Origin of the sequence: Pseudomonas sp. ICBG1301 (assembly GCF_016918385.1) — a bacterium.
Taxonomy (GTDB): Bacteria; Pseudomonadota; Gammaproteobacteria; order Pseudomonadales; family Pseudomonadaceae; genus Aquipseudomonas; species Aquipseudomonas palleroniana.
Genome location: NZ_JAEKGB010000001.1, coordinates 725,560 through 746,008, shown reverse-complemented (window position 1 = coordinate 746,008; position 20,449 = coordinate 725,560). Strand labels below are relative to the sequence as shown.

The following is a 20,449-nucleotide window of genomic DNA, read 5'->3' as shown; positions in this document are numbered from 1 at the left end:
GCCCCTCCCACCGTTTGAGCGCATTTCAATCCAACAGCCGATTCGGCTGCCACACCCCGCCTTTCAGCTTTCCCGGCTGGGCCACCTGGTTGTTTCAGCCGGGATTCACCCAGCACAACGCACAAAATAGCGTCAACGCTCACCCCATGGATTTCGTGCCCCATGCAAACCACCAACACCGTCCTGATGATTCGCCCGGCGCGCTTTGCCTTCAACCCGGACACCGCGATCAACAACCGCTTCCAGCGCCCACCCCTCGACCCGTCAGGCGCGCAGCACAAAGCGCTGGAAGAGTTCGACGGTTATGTCGATACGCTGCGCCGGCATGGCGTGGAGGTACTGGTGGTGCAGGACACGCCGGCGCCCCACACGCCCGACTCGATTTTCCCGAATAACTGGTGGAGCAGCCACGCCGACGGCAGCCTGGTGCTGTACCCGATGGAAGGCCAGAACCGACGGCTGGAGCGCGACAAGGGTGTGCTGCAAATACTGGAGCAGCGTTTTGCAATCCACCACACCATTGACCTCAGTCACCTGGAACAACAGAACATTTTCCTCGAAGGCACCGGCAGCATGGTGCTCGACCGCCAGCACCGCATCAGCTACGCCTGCCACTCCGGGCGCACGCACCAGGACGCCCTGCGCCAGTTCGCCGAACGCCTCGACTACCGACTGTGCGTGTTCCACGCCGTGGACCGTCACCAGGCGCCGATCTACCACAGCAACGTGATGATGAGCGTCGGTCGCGACCTCTCGGTGGTGTGCCTGCAGGCCCTGCCCGACGCCACCGAACGCCAGGCCCTGGAACGCTCCCTGCGCGACACCGGCAAAGACATCCTCAGCCTCGACTTCGACCAGCTCGAAGCCTTCGCCGGCAACATGCTCGAAGTGCATGACCGTGACGGCCAGCCGCTGCTGGTGATGTCCGCCAGCGCCTGGGGCGCGCTGCAACCGACACAGCGCCAGCACGTGGAGCGCCACACGCGCCCCGTGGTGGTGAACATCGACAACATCGAACGCATCGGTGGCGGCAGTGCCCGCTGCATGCTGGCGGAAGTGCACTTGCCTGCCCGCCCCTCATTTCAATAAGGAGTCTTGCCATGACCCGTTACATCGACGTCAACGACCTCTGCTACCTGGTCTCGCAGAAGGGCCTGCCCACCTGCATCAGCGAAATGGCCGAGTACATCCGCGCCGACTACCTGCGCTGGCCGGATTTCGAAAAATGCGCACGCCTGGCCAACCACTCGCCGGACGGCGTGATCGAGTTGATGCCGGTGTCCGACGCCTCGCTGTACGCCTTCAAATACGTCAACGGCCACCCGAAAAACACCCTGGCCGGCCTGCTCACCGTGATGGCCTTCGGTGCCCTGGGCGATGTGGATACCGGCCAGCCGGTGCTGCTCGCGGAAATGACCCTGACCACCGCCATCCGCACCGCCGCCACTTCGGCGCTGGTGGCCCGCTACCTGGCTCGCGACAACAGCCGCAGCATGGCGTTGATCGGCAACGGCTCACAAAGTGAATTCCAGGCCGTGGCGTTCCACGCCATGCTCGGCATCAATGAAATCCGCCTGTTCGATATCGACGCCCAGGCCACCGCCAAACTCGCCGCCAACCTCAAGGCGTTCCCGGCGATCAAGGTGATCCTGGCCGGCAGCGTGGCCGAAGCGGTCAAAGGTGCGGACATCGTCACCACCGTGACCGCCGACAAGGCCTGCGCGACCATTCTCACCGACGACATGATCGAACCGGGCATGCACCTGAATGCCGTGGGCGGCGATTGCCCGGGCAAGACCGAGCTGGACCGACGTATCGTCGAGCGCGCCCGGGTGATCGTCGAGTACGAACCGCAAAGCCGCATCGAAGGCGAGATCCAGCAAATGCCGCAGGATTCGCCGGTCACCGAACTGTGGCAGGTGATCAACGGCCGGCAGCCCGGCCGCGAGAACGCGCGCCAGGTCACCCTGTTCGACTCGGTAGGCTTTGCCATCGAAGACTATTCGGCGCTGCGCTATGTGCTGGATGTGGCCAAGGCCCTGGATGTTGGCCGTGAGCTGGAGCTGGTGCCGGACCTGGCCGACCCGAAAGACCTGTACGCACGGCTGGCCCAACAACCGGCGGCACAGCAGAAAAAGCGCGCCTGAAACCGCTCTGGCCTGCCGCTTCACGCCCGAGGCAGGCCAGAATTTCAGCTTTGACAAGCCGATTCAGCCCGTGCAACAGCCGATTCCGCTGCATTGCACTTTTTAACAGCGCAATTTGCGCTTTATGCAGGGGGTAAACGACACAAAAAACGCACCACCATGGAGCATCCTCTGCGCCGACGAGAAGGATGTTTCAACTTTATGACCGCCCCTGACATCAATTACAAAATATAGGGACTCCACCATGACTTCACTGCGATCACTCTTCGCTGCATTGCTGTTGCCACTGTGCGCCACCGCCGCCCATGCGCAAGACTGGAAAGAAATCCGCTTCGGCGTGTTCCCCGAGTATCCCCCCTTCGAGTCCGTCGCCGCCGACGGCAGCCTGCAAGGCTTCGATATTGAATTGGGCAACGCGATCTGCGCCAAGCTCGAGGTCAAATGCACCTGGGTGCATAACGAATTCGACGGCATGATCCCGGCCCTGCGAGCGCGCAAGTTCGACGCAATCATGTCGTCCATGGCCGTCACCCCGGCCCGCGAGAAGGTCATCGACTTCAGCGACCGGCTGTTCCTCAGCCCGACCTCGGTGATCACGCGCAAAAGCGCCGACTTCGGCGACACCCCGCAATCATTGAAGGGCAAACAAGTGGGCGTGCTGCAGGGCTCGCTGCAGGAAGCCTATGCCCGTGCGCAGTTGGCCAAGCTGGGGGCGCAGATCAAGGCGTATCAGTCCCAGGAGCAGAACTACGCCGACCTGCAAAACGGTCGCCTCGATGCCACCCTGACCGACAAGCTCGAAGCCCAGCTCAACTTCCTGTCCAAGCCCGAAGGCGCCGACTTCAAGACCGGCCCGGCCTTCAAGGACCCGACCCTGCCCCTGGATATCGCCATGGGCCTGCGCAAGAACGATCAGCAGTTGCGTGAACTGATCAACAAAGGCATCGCCGCGGTGCAGGCTGATGGCACCTATGCGCAAATCCAGAAGAAGTACTTCGGCGATCAGGACATCTACCACGAGTGATGCCAACCCCGACCCTGTGAGAGAAGGCTTATGTGGGAGGGGGCTTGCCCCCGATGAGGACATGCCAGTCGACACATGCATTGACTGACCCACCGCTATCGGGAGCAAGCCCCCTCCCACAGAAGCCCGCTCCCACGAGGGTATGTCCGGGCCCTTTAGAGACCTCCCCCATGAACGAATTCCTCAATCTGCAGGGCTACGGCCCGATGCTGGCTCAAGGCGCGTGGATGACGCTCAAGCTGGCGTTCCTGGCACTGGCCTTGAGCCTCACCCTCGGCCTGATTGCCGCCGGCGCCAAACTGTCCAGCGCCCGATGGCTGCGCGTGCCGGCCACGCTGTACACCACACTGATCCGCAGCGTGCCGGACCTGGTGCTGATCCTGCTGATTTTCTACAGCTTGCAACTGTGGCTCAATGACCTGAGTGAAGTGTTCGGCTGGGACTACTTGGAAATCGACCCGTTCACCGCCGGGGTGATCACCCTGGGCTTTATCTACGGCGCGTATTTCACCGAAAACTTTCGCGGTGCGATCCTCAGTGTGCCGGTCGGCCAGTTGGAAGCCGCGACCGCCTATGGCTTGAACCGCTGGCAGCGTTTTCACCTGGTGCTGTTCCCGCAGTTGATGCGCTTCGCCCTGCCAGGCCTGGGCAATAACTGGCTGGTGCTGCTCAAGTCCACGGCGCTGGTGTCGATCATCGGCTTGTCGGATCTGGTCAAGGCCGCCCAGAACGCCGGCAAGACCACTAACGAACCGTTGTATTTCCTGATCCTCGCGGGCCTGGTGTATCTGGTGATCACCACCTTGTCCAACCGCGTCCTCAAGCGCCTCGAACGACGCTATAACCTCGGCATCAAGGGGATGGCACGATGATCGAACTGTTCCAGCAATACGGCCTGGCCTACCTGTTCAGCGATGGCACGGGCCTGTCCGGCGTGGCCATGACCTTGTGGCTGTTTATTGTCTCGGTGGTGCTGGGCTTTGCGCTGTCGATACCCTTGGCACTGGCTCGCGTTTCGGAGCACTGCTGGTTGCGATGGCCGGTGGAGGTCTACACCTACCTGTTTCGCGGCACACCGCTGTATATCCAACTGCTGATTTGCTACACCGGGCTTTACAGCCTGGAAGTGGTGCAGGACAACGCGCTGCTCAACCAGTTTTTCCGCAATGCGCTGAACTGCACCCTGCTCGCCTTCGTACTCAACACTTGCGCCTACACCGTGGAGATTTTCGCCGGGGCGATCCGCAATATTCCCTACGGTGAAATCGAAGCGGCCCGCGCCTATGGCCTGCACGGCTGGCGGCTCAATCTGTTTGTGGTGGTGCCGGCGGCATTGCGTCGCGCATTGCCGGCCTACAGCAACGAAATGATCCTGATGCTGCACGCCACCTCTCTGGCGTTCACCGCCACCGTCGCCGACATCCTCAAGGTGGCCCGCGACGCGAATGCCGAGACGTTCCTGACGTTCCAGGCGTTCGGCATCGCCGCTCTGCTCTACATGCTGCTGTCCTTTGCACTGGTGGGCCTGTTTCGACTGGCCGAACGTCGCTGGATGCGCTTCCTTGTTTCTACCCGAGGCTAACCCATGAATCAGTCCGCACAGGCCCTGGCCACTTACCCGCTCGATGTACCCGTTGCCACACCCGCAACCGCGGCTATCAAGCTGCAAGTCGAAGGCATCCACAAACGCTACGGCGAACACGAAGTGCTCAAGGGCGTGTCCCTCAACGCCCGCAACGGCGACGTGATCAGCCTGATCGGCGCCAGCGGCTCGGGCAAGAGCACCCTGCTGCGGTGCGTCAACTTTCTCGAACAGCCGGACGCCGGGGTGATCACCCTGGACGGCATCAGCCTCAAAATGCAGCCCGGCCGCGCCGGCACCCGCGCGCCCCACCCGGCGCAACTGCAAAACCTGCGCACACGCCTGGCCATGGTGTTCCAGCACTTCAACCTGTGGAGCCACATGACGGTGCTGGAGAACATCACCATGGCCCCGCGCCGGGTGCTGGGCGTCAGCGCCGCCGAGGCGCAACAACGCGCGCGTCTGTACCTGGACAAAGTCGGCCTGCCGAGCCGCGTGGCAGATCAATACCCAGCATTTCTGTCGGGTGGCCAGCAGCAACGCGTGGCCATTGCTCGGGCGCTGGCGATGGAACCCGAGATCATTCTGTTCGATGAACCGACCTCGGCGCTGGACCCAGAACTTGTAGGAGAAGTCCTCAAAGTCATACAGACGTTGGCCGAGGAAGGCCGTACCATGCTGATGGTCACCCACGAAATGGGCTTTGCCCGCCAGGTGTCCAGCCAAGTGCTGTTTTTGCACCAGGGTCGGGTCGAGGAACAAGGCGGAGCCGACATCCTCGATCACCCCAGCAGCGAACGCTTGCAGCAATTTCTTTCCAACCGTTTGAAGTGAACTCATGGATACCAAGGCCAACGGACCCCATTCTTCCCCTGCGCTGGATCGCATCGATGAAGCGATCATCGATGTGTTGCGTCACCAGGGGCGCATCACCTACGAAAAGCTCTCGTCGCTGGTGCACCTGACGCCCAGGCCTTGCCTGGAACGGGTGCGCAAGCTGGAGCGACGCGGGGTGATTCGCGGGTATGGGGCGATCATCGATGTACAGATGGTCTCGCCGGGGTTGTCGCTGCTGGTGCTGGTAGCCTTGTCCAATCAAAGCGGGCGCTCGGCGCAGAAGGCATTCGAGGCCTGCGTCAAAGCCTGCCCTCAGGTGTTCGAATGCCAGTTGATCAGCGGGCCGTTCGACTACAGCCTGCGCATGCGCTGCCGCGATATGGAGCATTACCGGGTGCTGACCGAGACTTGGTTGAACAACGATGAGTTGCACATCGACAAGTTGGTGGCGCATCCGGAGTTGGCGGTGGTGAAGAACACCGCCATCGAGCTGACCTGATGTAGTGAGCGGGCTTGTCCTAATGCCAGTCAGTTAAGGCTTAACGCTGTCACTGTGGGAGGGGGCTTGCTCCCGATGAGGGTGCGTCAGTCGATAAACTGCTGACTGGCACACCCTCATCGGGAGCAAGCCCCCTCCCACAAGTTATTCATCGTCCGTTCTATCGCTTAACTGACTGGCATTAGGGCCTGTCCCGCGCTGGGGGGCGAAGCCGCCCCAACAAGGACGCCGTGGTGTTTCAGAAATACCGAGGTGAGCGGATTTGGGGCGGCTGTGCCACCCAGCGCGGGGCAAGCCCGCTCACTACAAGGCAATGCGTTTGCCGGGGCGGGTGCTGATCGGCGCGGCCTGTCCGTCCTTCTGTTTGCCCGTTCGCGCTTCGCTGATCAGTCCCGGTATCAATTTGCCCTCCGGCAGATTCTTCCAGAACCGACTCGGCAAGTGCCCTTCCATGACTTTGGGGTTCAAGCGCGCCGGGTTGAAGATATGGCTGTAGTAGGTCAGCCACATGTCGCTGTGCGGGTCTTCGACAGTCTGCGCCAGTTGCCGCCACGCCTCGGGGCATTCGCGTTGATGAATCAACTGCTCACCGTCGTAATACACCCCATCTAGAGGCGTGGCGATCATCCAGCGATGGCGCCCCATGCGTCCGATAAAATGCTGGCTGGCACTCTCGAGAATGTCATGGGCCGGCTCATGCCAGGCGACGTACTCCGGCAACTGCGGCCCCGCCTCGGCCGGCAGTGCAATGAACCGTACAAAGGCATGCAGGTGATGGGCTTCACGGCTCACCTGCTTGATCCGCCGCTGCAACTCGCTGCCCAACTTGTCCCCCGCCAGCATCGCCGTACGGTCACCATGGCTGACTCGCCATAGCACTTCGTACAAGAGGCTCCAGCGCTGGTCGCCGTGGTAACGGGCCGCCGACTCCAGCAACACCAGCAGTGCCTTGGGAATGCGCGCCTGAAACGGCCCCAGCCCGGCAGGGATCGGTTCATCGGTGGCAAACAGGTCCGCCACTTCCGCCTCGCCCCAGCTCACCTGGCTCGGGTCGACCTGATGGCTGAGCAACCAGCGCGCCTGTTCGCGCCAGGTGCTGAACAGGTTGTCGCATTCCAGGCTGATCATCCCCATAACCCCATTTGTTGCGGCTGCGGACGGTCGCGCAACTGTTCACGCAGCAGCACACTGCTGCTGTCGGCCTGTTGCGGGTGATAGTCACTGGTGATGAAGAACGGCTTGGCCTTGGCCAGCACGCACCGCATGCGCGCCAGGTCTTCGAAACGGATCTTGCGTTCACGTCGCAAGTCCACCAGGCGCTGGGTGGTGCGCAAGCCAATGCCGGGGATGCGGGCGATCAACGTGGGTTCGGCGCGGTTCAGGTCCAAGGGGAACACTTCGCGGTTGTCCAGGGCCCAGGCCAGCTTGGGGTCGATATCCAACGCCAGGTGGCCTGGGCCTTCAAACAGCTCGTTGGCGCTGAAACCGTAGCTGCGCAACAGGAAGTCGGCCTGGTACAAGCGGTGTTCGCGCATCAGCGGGGGTGCGGCCAGGGGCACGCTTTTCGGGCTGTTCGGAATGGGGCTGAACGCCGAGTAATAAACGCGGCGCAGCTTGAAGTTGCCATACAACGCCTCGGCGCCATGCAGGATGGTGCTGTCGTCAGTGTCATCGGCGCCGACGATCATCTGCGTGCTCTGCCCGGCCGGGGCAAAACGCGGCGCCCGGGGTTCGTTGAGGACAGTCTGCTCGCCGGTGTAGATGGTGCGCATCGCCTGTTTGATCGAGCCGATCTGTTTCTCCGGTGCCAGGGTTTGCAGGCTGGCATCGGTGGGCAATTCGATATTCACGCTCAAGCGATCCGCATAGCGCCCCGCTTCGGCGATCAGCGCCGGGTCGGCTTCGGGAATGGTCTTGAGGTGGATATAGCCGCGAAAGTCGTGCTCTTCGCGCAGCAGCTTGGCCACGCGCACCAACTGTTCCATGGTGTAGTCGGCCGAACGGATGATGCCGGAACTGAGAAACAGCCCGCTGACGCAATTGCGCCGGTAGAAGTCCAGGGTCAGGGTGACCACCTCCTCCGGGCTGAAGCGTGCGCGGGGCACGTCGCTGGAGCGGCGGTTGACGCAATACTGGCAGTCGTAGAGGCAGAAGTTGGTCAGCAACACCTTGAGCAACGACACGCAGCGACCATCCGGGGTATAGCTGTGGCAGATGCCCATGCCGTCGGTGGAACCCAGCCCGGCCTTGCCTTCGGAACTGCGCTTGGGCGCGCCACTGCTGGCGCAGGAAGCGTCGTACTTGGCGGCGTCGGCGAGGATGCTGAGTTTTTCGATCAACTGCATGGAGGGCTACCGATACTGGTTTTTTGTACAGTATCAGGAGCCGGACGGCGTTGCCAGTACCGTCTGTAGGAGCGAGCGTGCTCGCCCCTACGGCAGACGATCAGCTCGCGGTGGCGAGGAGCAGATCCTGCACCGAACGTCCTGTGCCACGATGGCGGTCATGCTCGAACAACGAGCTCGCAATTTCGTCCGCGCGAATCGGCAGTACCGACAGCAAGGTATCGCTCAAGCCATGGCTGGCCTGGCTGAAGCCCTGGATGTAGACGCCCGCCTTGCAACGTTCATCGGTGATGATGCGGTAATCGCGGGCCACTTCGAAGTCGCCCATATAGGCCTGCAACGGCGCCAACAGTTCGCGGTGCTGCTGGCGCTCATACCCCGTGGCGAGGATGACCGCGTCGTAGTGGTTGACGCTGGTTACGCCGCTGGCGTTGTCGCGCAGGATCAGTTCAATGCCCAGCGCGCTGGCGCTGGCTTTCTCCACCACGGTCAGGGGGCGGAACGCCTGGCGGGCGATGCCGGAGACTTTCTGGCGGTAGAAGATGCCGTAGATACGCTCGATCAGGTCCAGGTCCACCACCGAGTAGTTGGTGTTCTGGTACTCGGCAACCAGCCGCTCGCGTTCGGCACCGACTTGCTGGAACACCAGGTCGGTAAAGGCCGGCGAAAACACTTCGTTGACGAACGGGCTGTCATCGGCGGGCTTGAGTGCCGAACCGCGCAGGATCATGTCGACCTGCACCGACGGGAAGCTGTCGTTCAAGTCGATAAACGCCTCGGCCGCACTCTGGCCACCGCCGATGATCGCAACACGCATCGCCTTGCCTTCGACACACGGCTGGGTGGCCATGCGCTCCAGGTAGTGAGAGTGGTGGAAGACACGGCCATCATCCTTGAGGCCCTTGAACGCTTCGGGCACGCGCGCGGTGCCACCAGGGCTGACCACCACGTTGCGGGTGGTGCGTACATGCTGCTCGCCCACCGCATCGCGGGAAATCACACGCAGCGCTTCAACCTGCTGCTGATGCAGGATCGGCTCGATCGCCAGCACTTCTTCGCCGTAGCGCGCCTGGGCCTGGAACTGCCCGGCGACCCAGCGCAGGTAGTCGTTGTACTCCATGCGGCACGGATAGAAGGTGCCCAGGTTGATGAAATCCACCAAACGGTCGTGGGTTTTCAAGTAATTGACGAAAGAGTAAGGGCTGGTGGGGTTGCGCAAGGTCACCAGGTCTTTGAGGAAAGAGATCTGCAACTCACTCTGGGTGACCAGGGTATTACCGTGCCAGCGATAGTCGGCCTGTTTGTCGAGAAACAGTACGTCCAGTTTGCCCTGGGCCTTTTCGCGCTCCTGCAGGGCGATGGCCAGCGCCAGGTTCGAAGGGCCGAAACCGATACCGATCAGGTCGTGAACCGCAGCCGAAGCAATTGCCTGTGTCATTCCAGTGTCCTCTGGATAAGCCCCTGGCGGTGGGGCGGGAATACCTTCGCGACCCGCACATCAGGTCGTGTGTTGATAGGAAACGAGGACAGTGAAATAAAATTTAACTGATCAGCGATCAGTGTGCTTCCCACTCGCGCATTCGCACCCGGCAATGCTTCATGGCATTGACGATGTGCTTTTCTACCAGGGCGCGGGAAATGTTCAGGCGCTCGGCGATTTGCAGGTGAGACAAGCCGTCGAGTTTGCGCAGCAGGAAGCTGTCGCGGCAGGCGGCCGGCAATTCGGCCAGGGCACGCTCGAGCATTTCCAGGCGCTGCCCGCGGTCGTGACTGATGTGCGGCGAGTCCGTGGCGAAACGCTCTTCGCTGTCCAGCACCTCCAGGGGTTCGGCCTGACGCAGGGCATTGCGTCGATGGCCGTCGATCACCAGGTTCAGTGCCGTGCGGTACAGAAACGCGCGTGGCTGCTCGATCGGCGTGTCACTGGAGCGTTCCAACACCCGGACATACGCGTCATGCACCACATCCTCGGCCACCTGGCGGTTGCCCAGCTTGGCGTTGAGGAAACACACCAGCTCGCGATAGTAGTTTTCCAACATGACTCCCGACAGACCCGTGGCGGCATTAGGTGCGCGCACCGGCAAGTGCGACTGTTCAGTGATAGCAGTTTGAGAGCGTGCAATTTATAGTAATTCTCATCTACTTTTAAACAGCTCTCGCCTCAACGGTCATTTTTTTTCTTCACCGAACCTGTAACTGCTTGTGTAACCGGCTAAATCTCCGGCCAATTTCCTCGTTTAACTGTCAGCTCTGCGCGACTGCGCCCCGATCTTGACTGGCTGGAACACAAGCATGAAACGCCCTCGACCTGCCCGACGCGCCCTGCTTATCGCAGCGTGCCTGATTCCCATCATCGCGGCCGCAGCCTGGCAGGCCCTTCCCCCGAGCCGTGACACTTACGCGACCGTCACCGTCACCCGCGGCAGTATCGAAAACAGCGTCACCGCCCTCGGCACCTTGCAACCCCGACGCTATGTCGACGTTGGCGCCCAGGCTTCCGGGCAGATCCAGAAGATCCACGTAGAAGCCGGTGATCAGGTCAAGGCCGGCCAACTGCTGGTGGAGATCGACCCGTCCACGCAAAAAGCCAAGCTCGACGCCAGCCGCTACGCCATCGAAAACCTCAAGGCCCAGTTGCAGGAACAAACAGCCCAGCATGCCCTGGCACGCCAGAAGTACCAGCGTCAGCAACGCCTGGCCGCCGGCAACGCCACCCGTGAGGAAGATGTGCAAACCGCCCAGGCCGAACTGAGTGCCACCCAGGCGCGGGTCGAGATGTTCCAGGCACAGATTCGCCAGGCCCAGGCCAGCCTGCGCAGCGACGAAGCCGAGTTGGGTTACACGCGGATCTTCGCGCCGATGGATGGCACCGTGGTCGCCGTGGACGCACGCGTCGGCCAGACGCTCAATGCCCAGCAACAAACACCCTTGATCCTGCGGATCGCCAAGCTGTCGCCGATGACGGTGTGGGCTGAGGTTTCAGAAGCCGACATCGGCCACGTCAAGCCCGGCATGACGGCCTACTTCACCACGCTGAGCGGCGGCAATCGACGCTGGACCAGCACCGTGCGACAGATCCTGCCGATCCCGCCCAAGCCCCTCAATGAGACCAGCCAGGGCGGTGGCAGCCCCAGCAGCACGAGCAAAAGCGGGAGTGGCCGTGTGGTGCTGTATACGGTGCTTTTGGATGTGGACAACGCCGACAACGCGCTGATGGCCGAGATGACCGCCCAGGTATTTTTCGTCGCCGGCCAAGTCAAGGATGCGCTGACCGTGCCCGTTGCCGCCCTGCAAGGCACCGCCAGTGCCGACCGGCAGATCGCCCGGGTCGTGGCGAAAAACGGCGCTATCGAAGACCGCGAAGTCCGCCTGGGCATCAGCGACCGCCTGCGTGTCGAGGTGCTGGACGGCTTGCGCGAAGGCGAGCACCTGTTGATCGGCCCGGCCGACGGCAACGGGGGCTGAGTTGAGCACGCCCCTGATCGAACTCAAGCACATCCGCAAATCCTACGGTGGCGGTGACAGCCCGCAAGTCGATGTGCTGCGCGGCATCGACCTGTCGATTCATGCCGGGGAATTCGTCGCCATCGTCGGTGCGTCCGGCTCCGGTAAATCCACGTTGATGAATATCCTCGGTTGCCTCGACCGACCCACCGAAGGCGAGTACCTGTTCGCCGGCGAAAATGTCGCGCACCTGGACAGCGACGCCTTGGCCTGGCTGCGCCGCGAGGCGTTCGGGTTTGTGTTTCAGGGTTATCACCTGATCCCGTCGGGTTCCGCCCAGGAAAACGTCGAGATGCCGGCGATCTACGCCGGTATCAGTGCCGATGAACGCCATGCGCGGGCCCATGCCCTGCTCACTCGCCTGGGCCTGGCCGAGCGTACCGGCAACCGTCCGCACCAGCTTTCCGGTGGCCAGCAGCAACGGGTGTCGATTGCCCGGGCACTGATGAATGGCGGGCATATCATCCTCGCCGACGAGCCCACCGGCGCCCTCGACAGCCACAGCGGCGCCGAGGTGATGAACCTGCTGGACGAGCTCGCGAGCCAGGGTCACGTGGTGATCCTGATCACCCACGACCGTGATGTGGCCGCACGCGCCAACCGTATCATCGAGATCCGCGACGGCCTGATCATCAGTGACTCGGCCGAAGCCGACAGCCCCGCCCCCACTCTTACGGCCGGCGCTCTGCAAGCGGTGGACCTGCGCCAGCGCCTGGCCGACGGCGCCGAACACAACGGCGCCTGGAAGGCCGAGCTGCTCGACGCCGTACGGGCGGCGTGGCGGGTGATGTGGATCAACCGATTTCGCACGGCCCTGACCTTGCTGGGGATCATCATCGGCGTCGCCTCGGTGGTGGTGATGCTGGCGGTGGGCGAAGGCAGCAAGCGCCAGGTGATGGCGCAAATGGGCGCATTCGGCTCGAACATTTTGTATGTCAGTGGTTCGTCGCCGAACCCGCGTACACCGCTGGGCATCATTACCCCGCAGGACGTGGCGGCGCTGGCCACGCTGCCGCAGGTCAAGCGCATCATGCCGGTCAACGGCGCTGAAGCCGGCGTGCGCTTCGGCAATATTGACTACATGGCCTATGTGGGCGGCAACGACACGCAATTCCCGGGCATTTTCAACTGGCCGGTCGTGGAAGGCAGCTACTTCACCGAAGCCGATGAACGCAACGCCGCCACGGTGGCGGTGATCGGCGCCCGCGTGCGCGACAAGCTGTTCAAAGGTTTGATCAACCCCATCGGCCAATACATCCTGATCGAAAACGTGCCGTTCCAAGTGGTGGGCGTACTTCAGGAGAAGGGCTCCAGTTCCGGCAACAAAGACAGTGACGACCGCATCGCCATCCCCTACTCCGCCGCCAGCATCCGCCTGTTTGGCAGCTACAACCCGGAATACGTGGTGATCGCCGCCGCCGACGCCAGCCGGGTGCACGACGCCGAGCAGGCCATTGACCAATTGCTCAAGCGGCTGCACCACGGCAAGCCCGACTATCACCTGACCAACAACGCCGCCATGATCCAGGCCGAAGCCCGCACGCAGAACACCCTGTCGCTGATGCTGGGCTCGATTGCCGCCATTTCGTTGCTGGTGGGTGGCATCGGCGTGATGAACATCATGTTGATGACCGTGCGCGAACGCACCCGTGAAATCGGTATCCGCATGGCGACCGGTGCACGCCAGCGCGACATCCTGCGCCAGTTCCTCACCGAGGCGGTGATGCTCTCGGTGGTCGGCGGCCTGTGCGGTATCGGCCTGGCGCTGCTGGTGGGCGGCGTGTTGGTGCTGGCGCAGGTGGCGGTGCAGTTTTCCCTGGTGGCGGTGGCGGGTGCGTTTGGCTGTGCGCTGGTCACCGGTGTCGTATTCGGCTTTATGCCGGCCCGTAAAGCAGCCCGGCTCGATCCGGTTAAGGCGTTGACCAGTGAATAAACCCTTCCCGCTATCCGTGCTCAGCCTGTGCCTGGCGCTCAGCGCCTGCGCCGGCAACCCGCCGGCTGTGGACAACGGCATCGCGCCGCCGACTGCCTGGCAGTACGCGGAACGTGAGGCCGCGCAAGCAAGCAACCAGCGTTGGTGGACGCAGTTTGGCAGCGTGTCACTCAACCGGCTGATCGATCAGGCGCGCCGTGACAGTTTCGACGTGGCCGCCGCCATGGCACGGGTGCGCCAGGCCCAGGCCAGTGCCGTAATAGCCGGGGCGCCGTTGTTGCCTGAAGTTAAATTCAACCTGAGCGCCAGCCGTGAAAAACTGCTGCACGGCAGCGGTAACTCGTCGCTGGATGCTACCGAAAACAATAACACCGTGGACAATTTCGGCGCCAACCTCACCGCCAGTTATGAGCTGGACTTCTGGGGTGGCCGCGCCGCCGCCCGGGACAGTGCGCTGTACACCCTGCGCGCCAGTGAGTTCGACCAGGCCACCGTGGAACTGACGCTGCTCAGCAATGTGGCCGACCGCTACGCGCAAACCCTGGCCGCACGCCAGCGCCTGCAGATCGCCGAGCTGAACCTGGCGAATGCGCGCAACGTGCTGAACCTTGTGCAAACCCGCTTTGACGCCGGCTCCGCCACCGCCCTGGAACTGGCCCAGCAGAAAAGCCTGGTGGCCAGCCAGCAGCGGCAGTTGCCGTTGATCCAACAACTGGCCGAGGAATCCCGGATTACCCTCGCCGCGCTGCTCGGCCAGCCGGTGCAAACCCTGGACCTGGGCAACGAAGCGTTCCAAAGCCTGACTTGGCCGGCCATCGGCGCCGGGGTGCCCAGCCAGCTATTGAGCCGTCGTCCCGATCTCGCCCAGGCGGAAGCGCAACTGGCGGCGGCCAGTGCCGACATCACGGTGGCCCGCGCGGCGATGCTGCCCACCGTGACCCTGGGCGCGACCCTGGGCTCGGGGTCGTCCAAGGCAGAAGAGATCCTGCGCAGCCCGTTCTACAACCTGACCTCCGGGTTGGTCGCACCGATTTTCAATCATGGCCGTCTGACCGCTGAACGCGACAAAGCCCGCGCGCGCCAGGATGAGCTGCTGCAGGCTTACCGAGGCGCGATCATCAACGGCTTTGCCGATGTGGAAAAAGCCCTCAGCAGCATCACGCGCCTGGACCAGCAGCGCGAGTGGCAAGCCGAAGAACTGCAACAGGCCCAGACGGCCTTCCAGATCTCGCAAAGCCGCTACCAGGCCGGCGCGGAAGACCTGCTGACGGTTCTGGAAACCCAACGCACGCTGTACGCCGCCCAGGACTTGAACGTGCAACTGCGGCTGTCGCGCGTGCAAGCCAGCATTGCCTTGTACAAAGCATTGGGTGGCGGATGGAGTACAGATATCCGATAAACGAAACTCCTGTTTCTTACACAAACCGTTTTCTCTGCCTACATTTTATGACCCCAGGTCCTTGGTAAAAAAGCCGCCATCACATGGCTGCCCGGGACCTCTCGATGAAACCCAGTGTTCTTGTAACCAGCCTGGCGGGGGCGTGCTTGTGGCTGATGGCAGCGGTGCCCCATGCGCAACCGCTGATCGCGCCCACCGCGATTGACTGGCTGCTGGACTGCCCCCTCCCGGCTTTTGAACGACTGGATCCCGAGGTGCTTGAACGCACCCAATGCGGCCAGGTGAGCGTCCCGCGCGACCACGCCGCCCCCGCACGTGGCCGTGTGCGCCTGAACCTCACCCGCGTCGGTGCGCGGCAACCGCTCAACCGTGAAGGCGTGGTCTTCATCCAGGCCGGCGAGCCGCAAACCGCCAAGCGCACCACGTTTGCCCAGCAGTTGGCCAGCCGCTGGGAGTCTTATGCCACCCCGGCCTATCGCACACTGGTCGACCGCTATGATGTGATCGAATTGAGCCTGCGCGACCTCAACACCCCGAACGCAATCGAACAGGCCGCGCGAGACCTGGAGTATGTGCGCGAACAATTGGGCGAGGCCCAACTGCATTATCTGGGCAACGCCCAGGGCACCCGGCTCGGCAATCGTTACGGCGCGCTGTTTCCCGAGCGCGTTGCACGCATGGTGCTGGTCAACACCCGGCCGGGAGAACCGGGCGTTGCGGGTGTCGAGCAGTTGCTGCTCAAGGAGACGGCCCGATCCGGCAGCGATGGGTGTGTGGCCCGTTGGCTGGGGGATTTTCTGGTTTATGGCAAGCACCCGCCGCCTTCGGCGCGTTGCCTCGACACTGGCCATTGGGAGTAACCCCACGACAGCGTGCGTTGACCTGCCACTGATCAGTTCTACAATGCCCCCCATTCTTTCCCGGGAGCCTTCATGGACATCGAACTGGCACGCACCTTCCTCGAAATCACCCGCTGCGGCAGCCTGGCCGCCGCAGCCGAGAAGTTGCACGTTACCCAGACCGCCATTACCGCCCGGGTCAAAAGCCTGGAGAGCCAGTTGGGCAGCACGCTGTTCGTGCGCAATCGCGCCGGTGCGCGGTTGACCGCTGATGGCGAGGCGTTTGTGGTTTACGCCAACCAGTTGCTGCAAACCTGGGAAGCGGCGCGGCGCGACCTGCCGTTGCCCGACGGCTATCGCAACGTGCTGCATATCGGTGGCGAGGTCAGCCTGTGCACCCCGTTGATGCTCGGCTGGGCGCGGGTGCTGCGCGAACAGATTCCGGGGTACGCGCTGCGTACCGAAGTACGCGAAGGCGACTACCTGCTGCGTCAACTGGAATTGGGCGTGCTGGATGCCGCCCTGGTATTCCAGCCGCAGTACTGGCCGGGTTTGCAGGTGGAGCAGGTGCTGGAAGAGAAACTGATCCTGGTGCAACTGGTGAGCAAGCCTGCGCCATACGTGTATATCGACTGGGGCCCGGGCTTTCGTCAGCAGCACGACGCCGCTCTGCCCGACAAGGCGCGTGCCGCCTTGAGCTTCAACCTCGGGCCACTGGCGCTGCAATACATCCTGGAAAATGGCGGCGCCGGCTACTTCCGCACCCGCGTCGTGCAGAGCTACCTGGACAGCGGCGTGATGCAACGCGTGCCCAAGGCGCCGGAGTTCAGTTTCCCGACTTACCTGGTGTATTCACGGGCGCGGGACTCGGCGGTGTTGCAACAGGCGCTGGAATTGTTGCGCGGGGTGGTCAAGGTCGAAAGTGACTGGTCGCAGCGCTGGGACCCACTGATATGAATCACCCCTCGCACACTCAGATCACTTCGCCTGCAAAAACTCGCACAATTTCGAGCACCAACTAAGCTGACGTTCCAACAAAAAACACCGAGCTGCCCACCATGGCCCATCCCACCGAAGCCTTCCGCGCCCGCTACCGTGCCGGAGTCAGCCGCCATTACCACCCCTGGCTGCACGCCGGTTTCGTGTTGGGCTACGGCATTTTCTGCATCATCCTGGCCGGGGCCTCCCTCGAGCGTATCAGCCCGCTTGAATGGCTGACCGTCCCGCTGACGCTGGTGTTCTTCAACCTCTGCATCTACCTGGTCCACCGTCACCTGGGCCATCACAAGCACGCCTTCGCCCGGCTGTTCTACGCACGCCATACGGGCGATCACCACAGTTTCTTCACCCCCGGCTTCATGACCTACAGCAGCCCCAGGGACTGGCGCGTGATCCTGTTCCCGGCCTGGCTGATCGTGCTGCACAGCCTGGTCATCACTCTCCCCGCCTGGTGGTTGCTTCAACCACTGAACCCCAACGTCGCCGGGCTGTTTGCCGCCTGCATGATCCTTGGGTATTTACTTTACGAAGTGTTTCACGCCTGCGAGCACCTGCCCGTTGCCCATCCCATCGCACGCCTGCCATGGGTGCGCCAGATGCACCGGCTGCATGCCCTGCATCATCGCCGCGAATTGATGCAGGGGCGTAATTTCAACATCGTGCTACCGCTGATGGACTACCTGTTCGGCACCCTGCATTGGGAGCCGGCCCCCCACGACAACCAGGAATCGTCATGAGTACCCGTCCCAAAAAACTGCGTCATCTGCTGTTCGTACTGGTTCTGGCGGTGATCGCTTTTCTGCTGCTGATGCCGACCAAAGTCCAGCCGGTCAACTGGACGCCGCCCAAGGCGCCTTCATTGAAAGACGGGGTGTATGCCGAAAACCAGCGGCTGAAGCATGTCCAGAAAGTCGGCGCACAAAACATACCCGGGCCCGAGGCTTTGGTGCTGGATGCCCAGGGTTTGCTGATCAGTGGCTTGCATGACGGGAGGATCATTCGTACCGCGCCCGACAGCCAGACCCTGGAAGTACTGGCCAATACCGGTGGGCGACCGCTGGGCATGGCGCTGCATCCGGATGGGCGCTTGATCATTGCCGATGGCATCAAGGGCCTGCTCGCCCTGGATGGCGCCCGCCAACTCACGACCTTGAGCACCAGCGCCAACGGCGTGCCATTGGGTTTTACCGATGACGTGGTCGTGGATGCCGAAGGACGTTATGCCTACTTCAGCGACGCGTCGAGCCGCTGGGGTTACGGCCAGGATGGCGAAGCGGTGATTGAGCACGGCGCTGACGGGCGCCTGCTGCGTTATGACTTCAGCCACGGCACCACCGAAGTGCTGCTCGATCACCTGCAGTTCGCCAACGGCGTGGCGTTGGGCCCGGACGAAAATTACGTGCTGGTCAATGAGACCGGTGCCTACCGCATCAGCCGCTATTGGCTCAAGGGCGAACGCAGCGGCAGCCACGACCTGTTTATCGACAACCTCCCCGGCCTGCCGGACAACCTCAGCTTCAACGGTCACGAGCGCTTCTGGGTTGCCCTGTATTCACCGCGCAACCCTTTGCTGGATGCCTTCGCCGGCTATCCCTCACTGCGTAAAGTGATGGTGCGTGCCCTGATGGTGGTGCCCAAGCCCGTCGAGCGCAAAGCCTTTGTGCTGGGGCTGGATACCGAGGGCAAGGTGATCGCCAACCTGCAGGATGGCAGTGCGGGCAACTATTCGCCCATCACCACCGCGCGGGAATATGGCAACTGGTTGTACCTGGGTTCGTTGACGAACACGAGCCTGGCGCGCCTGCCCCTGAAATTGGCACTCAACGCCGAATGACAAAAAAGGGGCAGCCCGCCAAGGCTGCCCCCTCTGATTGACGCCGTTGGATCAGTGAATAATGGTCTGGGTGCAGATATGCCCCAGGCTCACGTATTGCACATTGTTCCCGCCCACGCCCACACCGGGGAACTCGGCCAGCTCGATGCGCCAGCCACCCTGGTTATAGGTGGTCGCCCACTTGTACGGAACGCCGGTGCTGCTGTCGTTGATCACGGTGCTGTAATCACCGAAGCAAGTGCCGATGTTGGCCGAAGCCTGGGACACGCCGGCGCTGTTGGTAGTCGCGGTGTAGTCCACCCAGCGGTAGTTCAAGTCGATGAAGTGGTTATCCACGCGCAGCACCGGGGTGACACCGAGCAGCGGCGCACCGGTGGAGTCCGACCATTTGGTCGACCAGTTCAGCACGCGAGCGGTTTGCGTGGCCAGCGGCATCTCACTCACCGGCACTCGCACGATGTTGTCACCCTTCACGTCGTGCGTATCCAGACGGGGCGTGGAACCCAGGCTCAGTTGGTAATACTTGCTCGGGTCCTGCGCCACGGCCGGGTTGGCACGTACCCGCACCTTGACCGTGGTGCCGGGCGCAACGCTCGGGTAGGTAGAGGTGGAACCGGCCGGTACAGGCACCCAATTCACCCCGTCGAAGCGGTCGAAGATCCACTGGTTGCGGCTGCCGCTCTCATCGCCCGCCAGGTACATACTCACGCTCTGGCCACGCACGGCCTTGAAGTCGAAATAATCGACATCGCTGGCGTTGTCGAGGTTGCCACTGACCTTGTTCATCGAGTCCGGCAACACAAACGCAGTTTGCGCGGTGTCGTTGGGTTCGAAGGCGTCGATATTGGTGTCCACCGCCACACCGAAACTGAACTGCGCGTTGTTGGCGGTCTTGGCCAGCATGAACCAGTAGTAATCACCGGCCGGCAGGATGCCGGTCAGGTATTCATCGGCGCTGCCTGGGTTGTCGGACGTTGCCACCAACTGCGGGTTGCCCTGGCCGTCATCCACGAACAGGCTCAGCGACATATCGGCACCGGCGCTCTGGTCGATCAACTGCACCACCGCCCGCGCGTTTTGCGGCAGGTTGAAGTGGTAGGTGAAATCCTGGCCCGTCTGCACTTGGTCAATGGTGTAGAGGGTGTTGATGTCCAGGGTCGGAAACAGCGGTACAAAATCGGCAACGGCCGCGCTTTTCAGCTGAGCCTGGCTCGGCTTTTTCAACTCGCCGACGGCGGTGTTGAACGGTGCGGCTTTGGCGTTCTTGGTCACCGCCTTGGCCTTGCCCTTCATCGCGTCCAGCAGTTTTTGCCGAAGCTCGGCCGAGACCGGTACCGCCTCGATCTTGCCGCCAGGTTTGAGCGCGTCAACCACAGCTTGGTTGACCGTACCAGGGGTCAGTTTAGGAAGGGTTACGTCGGCCAGGGCAGAGGCCGAGGTGAAGCAGGCAGCCATCATGGCCGCGCCCAGGATCAGGCTTTTTTTCGATTTCATTTTTTATCCATCC

19 protein-coding genes are annotated in these 20,449 nt (G+C 62.3%); 14 read left to right on the top strand and 5 right to left on the bottom strand.

Annotation, left to right across the window (positions count from 1 at the left end; translation table 11 throughout):
• Window positions 1-162 precede the first annotated feature (162 nt).
• From ctlX to JBE38_RS03415, 7 genes are all read left to right on the top strand, one after another.
• Window positions 163-1,089 (top strand): citrulline utilization hydrolase CtlX, encoded by a 927-nt coding sequence (gene ctlX, locus JBE38_RS03445; protein WP_205343570.1) that lies wholly within the window; start codon window positions 163-165, stop codon window positions 1,087-1,089.
• Window positions 1,090-1,100: 11 nt separating this feature from the next.
• Window positions 1,101-2,147 carry an ornithine cyclodeaminase gene (locus JBE38_RS03440; RefSeq protein WP_205343569.1) on the top strand — a complete coding sequence of 349 codons (1,047 nt, stop codon included), beginning with the start codon at window positions 1,101-1,103 and terminating at the stop codon, window positions 2,145-2,147.
• A gap of 244 nt (window positions 2,148-2,391) precedes the next feature.
• Window positions 2,392-3,171: an ABC transporter substrate-binding protein gene (locus JBE38_RS03435; RefSeq protein ID WP_060756814.1), complete on the top strand. Its 780-nt coding sequence runs from the start codon at window positions 2,392-2,394 to the stop codon at window positions 3,169-3,171.
• A gap of 170 nt (window positions 3,172-3,341) precedes the next feature.
• Window positions 3,342-4,043, top strand: a complete 702-nt coding sequence (locus tag JBE38_RS03430; protein ID WP_205343568.1) for an ABC transporter permease — start codon at window positions 3,342-3,344, stop codon at window positions 4,041-4,043.
• Complete coding sequence (locus tag JBE38_RS03425) at window positions 4,040-4,753, top strand: ABC transporter permease (protein WP_060756816.1); 714 nt, start codon at window positions 4,040-4,042, stop codon at window positions 4,751-4,753. Before JBE38_RS03430 ends, JBE38_RS03425 begins: the two co-directional genes overlap by 4 nt.
• A gap of 3 nt (window positions 4,754-4,756) precedes the next feature.
• The gene (locus tag JBE38_RS03420) at window positions 4,757-5,587 is read left to right on the top strand and encodes an ABC transporter ATP-binding protein (protein WP_234016656.1); all 831 of its coding nucleotides are present in this window, start codon (window positions 4,757-4,759) and stop codon (window positions 5,585-5,587) included.
• Between the two features lie 4 nt (window positions 5,588-5,591).
• Window positions 5,592-6,089: an Lrp/AsnC family transcriptional regulator gene (locus JBE38_RS03415; RefSeq protein WP_060756818.1), complete on the top strand. Its 498-nt coding sequence runs from the start codon at window positions 5,592-5,594 to the stop codon at window positions 6,087-6,089.
• A gap of 303 nt (window positions 6,090-6,392) precedes the next feature.
• Here JBE38_RS03415 and JBE38_RS03410 read toward each other — a convergent pair whose 3' ends face one another.
• From JBE38_RS03410 to JBE38_RS03395, 4 genes are all read right to left on the bottom strand, one after another.
• Complete coding sequence (locus JBE38_RS03410) at window positions 6,393-7,217, bottom strand: TIGR03915 family putative DNA repair protein (RefSeq protein WP_060756819.1); 825 nt, start codon at window positions 7,215-7,217, stop codon at window positions 6,393-6,395.
• A complete protein-coding gene (locus JBE38_RS03405; protein WP_060756820.1) occupies window positions 7,214-8,434 on the bottom strand; it encodes a putative DNA modification/repair radical SAM protein in 1,221 nt (406 codons plus the stop codon). Before JBE38_RS03405 ends, JBE38_RS03410 begins: the two co-directional genes overlap by 4 nt.
• Window positions 8,435-8,534: 100 nt before the next feature.
• On the bottom strand, window positions 8,535-9,872 hold the full coding sequence (locus JBE38_RS03400) for a lysine N(6)-hydroxylase/L-ornithine N(5)-oxygenase family protein (RefSeq protein WP_205343567.1): 1,338 nt from the start codon (window positions 9,870-9,872) through the stop codon (window positions 8,535-8,537).
• Between the two features lie 118 nt (window positions 9,873-9,990).
• Window positions 9,991-10,473: a sigma-70 family RNA polymerase sigma factor gene (locus JBE38_RS03395; RefSeq protein WP_090369987.1), complete on the bottom strand. Its 483-nt coding sequence runs from the start codon at window positions 10,471-10,473 to the stop codon at window positions 9,991-9,993.
• A gap of 253 nt (window positions 10,474-10,726) precedes the next feature.
• On the opposite strand from JBE38_RS03395, the gene JBE38_RS03390 reads away from it, so the two are divergent.
• From JBE38_RS03390 to JBE38_RS03360, 7 genes are all read left to right on the top strand, one after another.
• Window positions 10,727-11,899, top strand: coding sequence for an efflux RND transporter periplasmic adaptor subunit (locus JBE38_RS03390; RefSeq protein ID WP_205343566.1), 1,173 nt, complete (start codon window positions 10,727-10,729; stop codon window positions 11,897-11,899).
• Between the two features lies 1 nt (window position 11,900).
• The gene (locus tag JBE38_RS03385) at window positions 11,901-13,871 is read left to right on the top strand and encodes a MacB family efflux pump subunit (RefSeq protein WP_090369982.1); all 1,971 of its coding nucleotides are present in this window, start codon (window positions 11,901-11,903) and stop codon (window positions 13,869-13,871) included.
• Complete coding sequence (locus tag JBE38_RS03380; protein ID WP_205343565.1) at window positions 13,864-15,270, top strand: efflux transporter outer membrane subunit; 1,407 nt, start codon at window positions 13,864-13,866, stop codon at window positions 15,268-15,270. The genes JBE38_RS03385 and JBE38_RS03380 overlap by 8 nt, the downstream gene beginning before the upstream one ends.
• 104 nt (window positions 15,271-15,374) lie before the next feature.
• Window positions 15,375-16,130 carry an alpha/beta fold hydrolase gene (locus tag JBE38_RS03375; RefSeq protein ID WP_205343564.1) on the top strand — a complete coding sequence of 252 codons (756 nt, stop codon included), beginning with the start codon at window positions 15,375-15,377 and terminating at the stop codon, window positions 16,128-16,130.
• Between the two features lie 72 nt (window positions 16,131-16,202).
• Window positions 16,203-17,066 (top strand): LysR family transcriptional regulator, encoded by an 864-nt coding sequence (locus JBE38_RS03370; protein ID WP_205343563.1) that lies wholly within the window; start codon window positions 16,203-16,205, stop codon window positions 17,064-17,066.
• Window positions 17,067-17,167: 101 nt separating this feature from the next.
• A complete protein-coding gene (locus JBE38_RS03365; RefSeq protein ID WP_090369976.1) occupies window positions 17,168-17,845 on the top strand; it encodes a sterol desaturase family protein in 678 nt (225 codons plus the stop codon).
• On the top strand, window positions 17,842-18,942 hold the full coding sequence (locus tag JBE38_RS03360) for an SMP-30/gluconolactonase/LRE family protein (protein ID WP_090369974.1): 1,101 nt from the start codon (window positions 17,842-17,844) through the stop codon (window positions 18,940-18,942). Before JBE38_RS03365 ends, JBE38_RS03360 begins: the two co-directional genes overlap by 4 nt.
• A 51-nt stretch (window positions 18,943-18,993) precedes the next feature.
• Here the strand turns inward: JBE38_RS03360 and JBE38_RS03355 are convergent, their stop codons facing one another.
• Complete coding sequence (locus tag JBE38_RS03355) at window positions 18,994-20,436, bottom strand: hypothetical protein (protein ID WP_090369972.1); 1,443 nt, start codon at window positions 20,434-20,436, stop codon at window positions 18,994-18,996.
• Window positions 20,437-20,449: the final 13 nt, after the last annotated feature.